The sequence below is a fragment of the Sphingomonas phyllosphaerae genome (assembly GCF_029623345.1).
Classification (GTDB): domain Bacteria; phylum Pseudomonadota; class Alphaproteobacteria; order Sphingomonadales; family Sphingomonadaceae; genus Sphingomonas; species Sphingomonas phyllosphaerae_C.
The window spans coordinates 1-9,891 of sequence record NZ_JAPYKH010000041.1 but is presented as its reverse complement, the minus strand read 5'-3'; the positions used below and the strand labels follow the sequence as shown (position 1 = coordinate 9,891).

Sequence of the window (9,891 nt, the reverse complement as noted above, 5' to 3'; positions counted from 1 at the left end):
TTCAGATGCACCGCCTTGCCTGCCGTACCGAGCGGTTGGAGATTGTCGGTGCCGGGGCCTGTCGGAACAGCGTTCGGCACATAGGCGATCGCCTGCGGTGCCTGTCCGACCGGCACGGTGGCAACGACCTTGTTGCCGGCGGTGTCGATCGCGGCAAGTTCATCGGCATTCTCCAGCCCGACATAGATGCGCCGGCCGTCGCCCGATGGCCAGACGCCGTGCGGCATCTTGCCGACCGGGATGGTGGCGACAAGCGCGAAGTCGGACGTGCGGAACACCTTCACCGCGTTTTCCCCGCCCACCGTGACATAGGCGAACTGTCCCTTGACCGTGCGGGCGAAGTTGACGTGATTGGTGATCGGTCCGGTATCCAGCACCTTGAGGATCGCGAAAGGCGGCTTGGCATCGAATGCGACCGTCTTGCCGATGTCCTTCAGCGTGAACCAAACCTGCTTGCCGTCCGGCGTCGCGGCGATGTTGGGACAGAACGGACTCGGCTGCGCCACCTGTCCGACCTGCGCGTGGGTCGAGACATCGAACACGGCCAGCACCGGATTGAATGAGGAACAGACATAGCCGTATCGGCCATCGGGAGAGAAGATCGTCATCCCCGGACCACCGGGCGTCTTGATGCGACCGGTCTCCTTGTACGTCGTGGGGTCGAGCACGGCGATGTAATCCTCGCCGCGTACCGTGACCCACACCTCCTTGCCGTCCGGCGTGAAGAACGCCTCATGCGGACTGCGCCCGACATAGGTCGTGTGCTTGACGGTGTTGGTGGCGGTGTCGATCCACGACACGGCGTTGGATCCGATCGACACGACCGCCAGTGTTTTCCCGTCCGGCGAGAAGCCGAGGCCGTGAACCAGCACCTGCCCCTTGTAGAGCGGGGAAAAATTCATCGGCTGCGGATCGCCGAGCTTGATGACGCCGAGCAACCTGTTGTCGGCCGGGTCCGTTACCGACACCGTGTTGGAGAATTGTTCGGATGCATAGACGCGGTCGCGGTGGCTGACAGGCACGTCCTTGGCGTTCCACGGCGCCTGCTGAGCCATGGCAATGCCCGGTGCGGCGCTCATCAGCAAGGCGGCCGAGAGCAGGAAGGTCCGGATCATGTCAGTGCTCCATATGGCTGTGGTGGTCGCCGCCCTGCGTCGGGGCTGGCGTCGAAGGGGGTAGCGGCTGACCGATCGCCAACTTCATGGCGGCGATCTCCTGCTGCTGATCGATGATGATCTCCTGCGCGATGCGCTTGAGCTGCTCGTTATGGCCGTAGCGCAGCTCTGCCACCGCCATATCAATGGCGCCCTGGTGATGCGGAAGCATCATCGCGACGAAATCGCGGTCGACGTCGCCGGACGGCTTGACCATCATGCCCGCCATCATCCGGTCCATCGCGGCAGATACCATGCTGGCGTAGCCATCGGCGGGGGCGGCCGCGACTGCGCCGGTGAGCATGGCCGAAGCAGTCAGACCCAGCATCCAATTTCGTCTACGCATAAGCCTCCTGCGGATCAGTCTCGAAAGGGTAGACGACGCCCGTCGGGGTTTATTCCATGGGTGAGCCAATTATTGATCCTCAGCAAAACAATCGTCTCATCGTGACCCTGCCGTTGGTTGACCAGGTCGCCGTCGGACAGCATATGCTCGGGCACGGCGATGGATTTCCGCCGGGCCATTCGGCCGAACCGCCCTCGCAAGGGCCGATGATTCCTACCAGGCGCCGTAAGGCAGCAAGGAGGAATCGTGCGCGCGACATTTCGCAATCTCTACGACCAGTTCAACATGGCAGCGTTCATTCGCGATCGCCGCACCCATGCCATGTCGGTGCTGCGGTGGGCTTTGATCCTGGTCCCGATGGCCGCAACGGTGGGAACGCTCTGCGCAGCCTTCCTGTGGAGCCTCGATGCCGTAACCCGGATTCGCTTCGCCTTTCCCTGGCTGCTCTACCTGCTGCCGATCGGCGGGTTCGTGGTCGGACTGCTCTACCATCTGACAGGGCGCTCGGTCGAAGGTGGCAACAATCTTATCGTCGAGCAGATCCACGAACCGGGGGGCGGCGTGCCGCTGCGCATGGCCCCGCTCATTTTCTTCGGCACCGTCGTGACACATCTGTTTGGTGGATCGGCGGGGCGCGAAGGCACCGCCGTGCAATTGGGCGGCAGTCTTTCCGGCGGGTTCGGGCGCGCCCTCAAGCTGGATACGCAAGCAACGCGCATCCTGCTGATGACCGGGATCGCGGCAGGGTTCGGCGCAGTGTTCGGGACGCCGATTGCGGGAGCGGTCTTCGCGCTGGAGGTGCTGGCGATTGGCCGGGTCGAGTATCGCGCGCTGGTGCCGTGCCTGGTCGCGGCACTGGTCGGCGACTGGACCTGTCTTGCCTGGGGCATTCACCACGGTATCTACCAGGTCGATGCGACAGTGCCGGTCGACGCTCTAATCGTCATCAAGGCTGGCGTCGCGGGCGTCGTATTCGGGTTGGTCGGACTAGCTTTTGCGGAGGCCAATCATGCGTTTGGCGGATGGCTGACGCTCATGGTGCCTTATGGCCCACTACGACCCGTCATCGGTGGCGTGGCCGTGATCGCACTGGTCTGGCTGTTCGGAACGCGCGACTATCTCGGCCTTGGCACGCTCGCCGCGACATCGGACGGCCTGACCATCGCCAGCTTCTTTGGTCCCGACACCCATCCACGGAGCTGGGCGCTGAAGCTGCTCTTTACCGTCGTGACCCTGAGCGCTGGCTTCAAGGGCGGAGAGGTGACGCCGCTGTTCTTCATTGGCGCGGCGCTCGGCAATGCGCTCGCGCCCATGTTCGGAGTGCCGACGGGGGTCTTCGCGGCGATCGGCTTCGTTGCGCTGTTCGCGGGTGCTGCCAACACGCCGCTTGCCTGCACGTTCATGGGGATCGAATTGTTCGGGGCGGCCTATGCTGTGCCGATCGCGGTCGCATGCTTCGTCGCCTACCTTTGCTCGGGTCATAACGGCATTTATCTGTCGCAGCGCGTCGCAGTCCCCAAGGTGCCTGCTGCGCACCTCACACCCGGTGCGACCCTGCGTGATGCCCGCACGCACCGTGCTTCCCGCCGACGCTCGCGCGTCTGATCCTGCTTCCTATCGAAAGGCCCGTTATGCCTGATCGTTTCACCGTCCAGCACCGCGAGGTTGGAATGCTGCGCATCTATTTGAAGCCGTCTGACAAGGTCGGCCCACGTCGCTTCTGGGGTGCGACCTTTCTATCGCGAGCTGATCCGCACCGCGAAGGCGGACGGCATCATCAACGCCGTCGCGCAGAACATGCATTACGGCTTCAGCAATCGCGGCCCGGCGGCATTCAACCGTTCCGATCCTGAAAGCTGACTGGCAGGAAAGTCCCCATGAGAAGTCCGTCAGCCGGGGCCATGACCAGCCGGTCGGCTTCCGACCCAAAGGCAGACGTAGCGGTGGCAAGTTGCCGGTCTTGGAAGCTGACGTTCTGAACCGGGGTTCTGGCACACGCAAATCCCTGGAAACCGTGGTTGCGTCTGCAGCTTCAAAACCGACCGGTTCTGACACCGTTGGCGGTTAATGTTGCACGCCATCGCCCTCAACCAAGCCGTCCTGATACGCACTGTGAAAACTCTCGATCTTTGAGCGAAATTCAGTCGCAGACTAACTCCTGAGGCGCAGCGCATCGACCAGCAAACGGAACGCCAAGGAGTTTTGTCGTCGGCTCGGATAATACAGGTGATAGCCCGAGAACGGCGGACACCAGTCAGCCAGCACGCGCACCAGCCTGCCGGAGGCAAGATCATCCTGAACCTGGTCAACGGGAATGGACGCCAGACCGTGACCGGCAAGGGCGGCCTTGCGGATCAGGCCTGAGGTATTGAACGTGAACTGGCCATCAACACGCACGTTGATCTGTCGTCCATCCTTCTCGAACTCCCACGCGTAGAGGGCTCCTGCGGAAACCAGGCGCAGGTTGATGCAGTTGTGACCAACAAGGTCCTGAGGGCTTTCGGGCAAGCCGCGTGCTTCGAGATAGGCGGGCGTTCCGACGACGGCCATCTCAAGATCAGGGCCGATGCGAACTGCGATCATATCCTTCTCGATCGCTTCGCCGATCCGCACGCCGGCATCGTACCGCTCGGTCACGATATTCGACAGGCCGACGTCGATCACGATCTCCAGTGTGATGTCGGGATATGAGTTGGCGATCTTCTCCATCGCGGGCCACAAAAGGGTTTCCGCTGCATGCTCGGTGGACGTTATGCGGAAATGGCCGGCCGGCTTATCGCGCAGCTCGCCCAGCTCCGCCAATCCCGCCTCGATCCCATCCAGATGGTTTCCCACCGTGGCAAGCAGCCGATCACCGGCTTCTGTCGGCACCACGCTCCTTGTGGTGCGCGTCAGCAGGCGAACGCCGATACGCTCTTCAAGCGCCCGGAGGGTATGGCTTAGTGCGGATTGTGAAACGCCGAGTTGAGCAGCCGCCCGCGTGAAACTGCGCTCCCGTGCGACCGCAACGAACGCGACCAGATCGTTCAGGTTTTCACGCGCCATAAACGGGCCGCGTATCGGGAGGCCTGATGTGTGATAGCACGAGTTTCATGAGCAATGCTCATATCCTCTTGCGTGCTTTCATGTCTAATCCTGATAGGTCCGAAAGGCTACTTCATATCCATCGAACAGCATGGATGAGCCCGTCACGGGCCGGAAAGCGATCATGATGAAAACCCGCATTCTTGGAAGCAACGGACCCGAAGTCTCGGCGATCGGTCTGGGTTGTATGGGCCTGACCTTCGGCTACGGCCCGGCGACCGATACGTCGGACGCGGTAGCGTTGATCCGCGCCGCCTATGACCGCGGCATCACCTTTTTCGACAGCGCGGAGGCCTATGGTACCGCCAACGAGGAGATGGTCGGCGAAGCGGTGCAGCCGTTCCGCGACAAGGTGGTGATTGCAACGAAGTTCGGCTTCAAGGACGGAAGTTCGGCTGCCGGCCTCGATAGCAGTCCGGCCCGCATTCGCCTTGTCGCCGAGCAGTCGCTCAAGCGCCTCAAGACGGACGTGATCGACCTGTTCTATCAGCACCGCGTCGATCCGAACGTGCCGATGGAGGATGTCGCCGGTACGGTGAAGGACCTCATCGCCGAGGGTAAGGTCCGGCACTTCGGCTTGTCCGAAGCCGGCATCGCCAACATCCGCCGCGCCCATGCAGTGCAGCCGGTCGCGGCGCTGCAAAGCGAGTATTCGATGTTCAGCCGTGAGCTGGAGGATGAGTTCTTCCCGGTTCTCGACGAGCTGGGCATCGGCCTCGTGCCTTTCAGCCCGCTCGGCAAGGGCTTCCTGACCGGCAAGATCGACACCGCGACCAAGTTCGCGGAGGGCGACATCCGCAACAACCTGCCCCGCTTCCAGGACGAAGCTCGGGAGGCCAACGCCAACCTGGTCAAGCGCATCGGCGAGATTGCCGATGCGAAAGCCGCGACGCCAGCGCAGGTCGCGCTCGGCTGGCTCCTTGCGCAGAAGCCCTGGATCGTGCCGATCCCCGGCACCACGAAGAAGCACCGCATGGAAGAGAATGCGGGCGGTGCGGACGTCGATCTGACCGCGGACGATCTGAAGTCCCTGGGCGATCTGCTGGCGCAGGTCCCGGTGACGGGCGACCGCTACACGCCCGCCATGCAGGCGACGATCGACCGCTAAGCGCATCCGGGCGGCGCGCCTCGCGCCGCCCGCTTCCCAAACGTCTCACAAGGACATTGCATCATGAACACCCCCGTATTGGAGGGCCGGATCGCGCTCGTCACCGGCGGATCGAAGGGCATCGGCTTCGGCTCGGCCCAGCGCCTGATCGAGGAAGGCGCGTTCGTCTACATCACTGGCCGCGGCAAGGACGCGCTAGACGCAGCCGTAGCCCGGCTCGGCAGCTCGGCCGTTGGGATCGAGGCGGACGCCTCTAGCAAGGCCGACATGACCGCAGTCGCCGAACGGATCAAGCAGCAGCACGGCAAGCTCGACATCCTGTTCGCTAACGCCGGCCTCGGCCATGCCACGCCGTTTCCCGACCTGACCGAGGCGCAGATCGACAAGGAATTCGGCGTAAATTTCAAGGGCGTAATCCTGACCGTCCAGTCGATGCTCGGCGTGCTGAGCCACGGCGCGTCGGTGATCCTCAATGCCTCGATCACCGCCGACATGGGTCTGCCCGGCTTCGGGGTTTACGCCGCCACCAAGGCCGCGGTCCGCTCGCTGGCGCGGAGCTGGACAACGGACCTCAAGGACCGCGACATCAGGGTCAACACGATCAGCCCCGGCGTCGTGCCCACCGAAGGATATAGCGACGAGCAGGGCATGACCCAGGCGGACGTCGATGCGTATGTCGAGCGCGTGTCGAAGGAGATCCCGGCCGGCCGGGTTGGCACCTCTCGCGAAATGGGTGACGCCCTGGTCTTCCTGGCATCCGACGCCAGCAAGTATGTGCGCGGCATCGATCTCGTGGTCGATGGCGGCATGACCCGCGTCTACGCGGGCAAGGCCTGATGTCTGAATCAGCAGCGAAAGGTCGATCAATGACGACGAGTAAACAGGACGAGATTCACATCGTCTGCACGGTACACGCCCAGCCCCAGCATCGTGATCGCGTCGGCGAACTGCTCCTGGAGCTTGTCGAACCGGCGCGAGAGGAAGCCGGCTGCCTCTACTATGATCTCTATCAGGAGCGGGACCGCCCCGACACGTTCGTGCTTCTCGACGGTTGGGCTTCGGACGCCTCGCTGGCCTCGCATGCCGTCCATCCTAACGTCACGCGCGTTGTCGATCAGCTCCTGCCGCTGCTCTTATCGCCGTTGGAGCATCTACATAGCCGCAGGATGTCTGACCCGGCCTAGCCGTTCACGCCCGCCTCCACATCCGCTTGATCCTCGCCAATTCGCCCAATTTGCGAAGCGAGGCGCTAACGGTGGTAAGAAAGAAGTGTCGAAACCAACCGAGACTGTTGAAAAACTCGGCGAGCAGGCAGTGCGGCCACCTCACGTGTAATATGATTGCTTGCAGTTGGTCTCTTTTACACAAGATGTTGTGACAGTCGGGGCTATACGAAAATAATATTCCTCGAACCAGCGCCCCTTCCAAGCCAAAGCGACTTTTTCAACAGCCTCGACCGGTTATGACAACTTTCCCGATTGAAATGGTATTTTGGGATTATGGCTCGGTTAGCCGGTGCCACCTGAAACATCGGGAGCCACCTTGGGGTCGGGGTCTTGCGCCTTGCCGGTTGCGGGTGCCGCCTTCTGATGCGGCATGGCGGTGAGATAGGCGACAATTTCGTCGACATCCTTCTCGGCCACCGGCGCCTTGTAGACCTCGCGCATCTTGGTGACGGTCGCCTTCCACTGATCCGCCGATAGCGCAGGCTGGGTCAGCGCCATGCTGGCCGAGTGGCACGAAGTGCAGTTGGCGTTGACGACGTCGGCGTGCAGACCATCGGGATAGGTCGCGTCGTCGACCGGCAGGTCGACGCTGGTCGAGGCGAGCGAAAAGCCGCGGGCTGAGACGCTGGTGGGCGGTGCCGGCTCGGATGTCTCGGAGATCGGGGCAGGCGCCTTGCGGCTGCTCGGCGCCCCGATCGAGACGAGGATAATGCCGGTCAGGCCGATCAGGCCAGCGGCCATGATGCCGGGAGACGGGGTCTTCATGCTACTCGCTCCTCAGGCCGCAATGATGGTGGTGGTTTCGATGTTGCCGCGCATGAACCCGCCGGGGTTCCAGATCGGCTTCATCGGCTGAGCGACACCGTTGGCGTTCCAGCAGCGCACCATGATGGGGTTGGGACCGCGCCTAAGCGGCACGCGACCATCCCAGCGCCGGAAGCTATACTTGCCCTCATCCGGTCCGAGCGTCGTCCTGTACCAAGTGCGGCCACCATCGGATGAGACATCGACCTTGGCGACGCCGCAGTCGCCGCCCATCGCGATCCCGCCAACCGGGATGGACGCTTCATAGGCGATCACCTGGCCATCCGGCAGGCTGGTCATCCAGCTACGCGGGATCATGCGGTTAATCGGGACGGTCGGGAAGTCTTTCTGTCCCGGCATCACGTTGGCGCCCGGCGTCGCCGGGATCTTGTAAGCCTTGGCCATCCAATATTGGTCGTCAGGGCCGGGCAGCACCTCGATCGCGTTCAGCATCTTGACCCAATAGGTCGAGTACCAGCCCGGCACGATCAACCGGCAAGGGAAGCCGTTGAGGAGCGGCAGCTGCTCGCCGTTCATGCCGAAGGCGATCATCACCTCGCCGTCGCGGGCATGGTCGAGCCCAAGCGCCTTCTCGAAGTCGGGGGCGCCAGCGACGACCGGCTGATCGAGAGCGCCGAAGCGTACCTGTACCGCGCCTGCTTTGACCCCGGCGAGATCAAGCACGTCGCGCAGGCGCACACCGAGCCATTTGGCATTGCCCATCGCGCCGTTGCCCCATTGCGCGCCGGCGACACGCGGCTGGAACAACCCACGGCTGTTGCCCGAGCACTGATTGACCGCTGCCATCTCGACGCGCGGCAGGCGCAGCAGTTGGGCAAGGCTGATCGACAGCGGTCTGTTGACGTGGCCGAAGACCTTGAGGCGAAAGCTCTCGACGTCGATCGAGGTCGGGATGTCGGCCCAGTGCCAGCGGACGAAGAACTGGTCGTTGGGCGTGAACACCGACTTGTCGAACACGTCCATCGGCGTCTCCAACAGCGGAGGATGGATGCGTTGGAGGATCATGCTGCCCTTGCCAGGAAAGGCGCTGGTCATCGGCCGCTCGGCATTGCCGCCAGGCAGCTTCAGGTCGACGAGCTGCTGCGCCAGCGCAGGTGCTGCGGCAAGGCCGGCGGTGCCGAGCGCCGTACGCCTGAGAAAGCGGCGACGGCTGGTTTCACTCGCCAGCGCGGCGTCAAAATTGTCCATGACAAGGCTCTCCTGTGGCCAGCCACGCTGGCGGATCGAAGGGGCGTTCTGCAAGTGATCGGACCGACTGATCCGATCATCAGGGTGGATCAGTTCGGGGTAGCAATGCAGGGCGAGACGAACAGGTTGCCGCGCCATGCTCCGGCGAGCGTCTTGGCACCGACCAGCAGCCACATCGCCGCGAGCGCGATCGTCAGCACCGTGCCGACGATACCGAAGAAGCCGAGGTTCAGCGTCGTACCGAGGCGGAAGGTGGCGACGGTGTAGACGCCGAGCGGGAAGGTATAGCCCCACCAGCCAAGGTTGAATGGGACGCCGGCGCGCCAGTAGCGGATGGTGATGAGCGTCGCGAGCGCCAGCCACCACAGGCCGAAACCCCACAGGCAGAGCCCGGCGACGACGCCGATCCCTTGCGCGACGGTACCGACACCGACCAGCCCGTGCGCCGCGAGGATCGCCGGCGCATCCGCCCCAAGCACCAGCATACCCAGCGCCCCGGTGCCGATCGGCCCCAGCGCGAGCCAGGAGGATGCCGCCATGCTCTCGTGCGGGAGCTTGTGGAGCGCCATGCGCAGGATCAGAATAGCGAGGATGCCAAACGCGACCGGCACCGAATAGGCCCACAGCACATACGAGGTCGCGAGCGTCACGATCTGCGCATGGGGATCGGTCAGATGCGGCGCGAGCAGCCCGCCGCTGGCACCCGCCACTTCCGCTGCGACGACCGGCAGCAGCCATACCGCGGTCATGCCGTCCAGGCTGTGCTCGTGGCGGGTAAACATCAGGTAGGGGATCAACACGCCGCAGGCGAGCGACATGGCGACGTCGATCCACCACAGGACGTGTGCGACCGGCACGATGCCGTTACCGAATCGCGCGATCCCGAAGGCGAGACATCCGTTGATGATCGTCGCCAGGCCCATCGGGATGGTCCCGATGAACATCGACACGGTGTTGTGG

General features: G+C 63.3%; 11 protein-coding genes and 1 riboswitch. Of the genes, 5 read left to right on the top strand and 6 right to left on the bottom strand.

Annotated elements, in window-relative coordinates; genetic code table 11:
- Together QBJ89_RS19740 and QBJ89_RS19735 are read right to left on the bottom strand one after the other, a co-directional pair.
- The coding region (locus QBJ89_RS19740) for a YncE family protein (protein ID WP_277982165.1) at positions 1-1,115 on the bottom strand (1,115 nt) is incomplete at its 3' end.
- A gap of 1 nt (position 1,116) precedes the next feature.
- Positions 1,117-1,482 carry a DUF305 domain-containing protein gene (locus QBJ89_RS19735; protein WP_229668351.1) on the bottom strand — a complete coding sequence of 122 codons (366 nt, stop codon included), beginning with the start codon at positions 1,480-1,482 and terminating at the stop codon, positions 1,117-1,119.
- 164 nt (positions 1,483-1,646) lie between these two features.
- Positions 1,647-1,723, top strand: a riboswitch (Fluoride riboswitch).
- Between the two features lie 23 nt (positions 1,724-1,746).
- Here QBJ89_RS19735 and QBJ89_RS19730 point away from each other — a divergent pair.
- Positions 1,747-3,105: a voltage-gated chloride channel family protein gene (locus tag QBJ89_RS19730; protein ID WP_056455013.1), complete on the top strand. Its 1,359-nt coding sequence runs from the start codon at positions 1,747-1,749 to the stop codon at positions 3,103-3,105.
- A 120-nt stretch (positions 3,106-3,225) separates the two neighbouring features.
- On the top strand, positions 3,226-3,360 hold the full coding sequence (locus QBJ89_RS19725) for a hypothetical protein (protein ID WP_268795264.1): 135 nt from the start codon (positions 3,226-3,228) through the stop codon (positions 3,358-3,360).
- A 291-nt stretch (positions 3,361-3,651) separates the two neighbouring features.
- Here QBJ89_RS19725 and QBJ89_RS19720 read toward each other — a convergent pair whose 3' ends face one another.
- The gene (locus tag QBJ89_RS19720) at positions 3,652-4,545 is read right to left on the bottom strand and encodes a LysR family transcriptional regulator (RefSeq protein WP_093330645.1); all 894 of its coding nucleotides are present in this window, start codon (positions 4,543-4,545) and stop codon (positions 3,652-3,654) included.
- Between the two features lie 166 nt (positions 4,546-4,711).
- Between QBJ89_RS19720 and QBJ89_RS19715 the strand changes: the two genes are divergently transcribed.
- The 3 genes from QBJ89_RS19715 to QBJ89_RS19705 all read left to right on the top strand — a co-directional run bounded on the left by QBJ89_RS19715 (position 4,712) and on the right by QBJ89_RS19705 (position 6,876).
- Positions 4,712-5,692: an aldo/keto reductase gene (locus QBJ89_RS19715; RefSeq protein WP_093330871.1), complete on the top strand. Its 981-nt coding sequence runs from the start codon at positions 4,712-4,714 to the stop codon at positions 5,690-5,692.
- A 63-nt stretch (positions 5,693-5,755) separates the two neighbouring features.
- Positions 5,756-6,529: an SDR family oxidoreductase gene (locus QBJ89_RS19710; RefSeq protein ID WP_093330647.1), complete on the top strand. Its 774-nt coding sequence runs from the start codon at positions 5,756-5,758 to the stop codon at positions 6,527-6,529.
- Positions 6,530-6,558: 29 nt separating this feature from the next.
- Complete coding sequence (locus QBJ89_RS19705) at positions 6,559-6,876, top strand: putative quinol monooxygenase (protein ID WP_093330650.1); 318 nt, start codon at positions 6,559-6,561, stop codon at positions 6,874-6,876.
- A gap of 324 nt (positions 6,877-7,200) precedes the next feature.
- Here QBJ89_RS19705 and QBJ89_RS19700 read toward each other — a convergent pair whose 3' ends face one another.
- The 3 genes from QBJ89_RS19700 to QBJ89_RS19690 all read right to left on the bottom strand — a co-directional run.
- A complete protein-coding gene (locus QBJ89_RS19700; protein ID WP_056025216.1) occupies positions 7,201-7,683 on the bottom strand; it encodes a c-type cytochrome in 483 nt (160 codons plus the stop codon).
- 12 nt (positions 7,684-7,695) lie between these two features.
- Entirely contained in the window at positions 7,696-8,931 is a 1,236-nt protein-coding gene (locus QBJ89_RS19695; RefSeq protein ID WP_277982166.1) for a molybdopterin-dependent oxidoreductase, read from the bottom strand.
- 89 nt (positions 8,932-9,020) lie between these two features.
- On the bottom strand, positions 9,021-9,891 hold an 871-nt coding region (locus QBJ89_RS19690; protein ID WP_277982164.1), incomplete at its 5' end, for a TDT family transporter.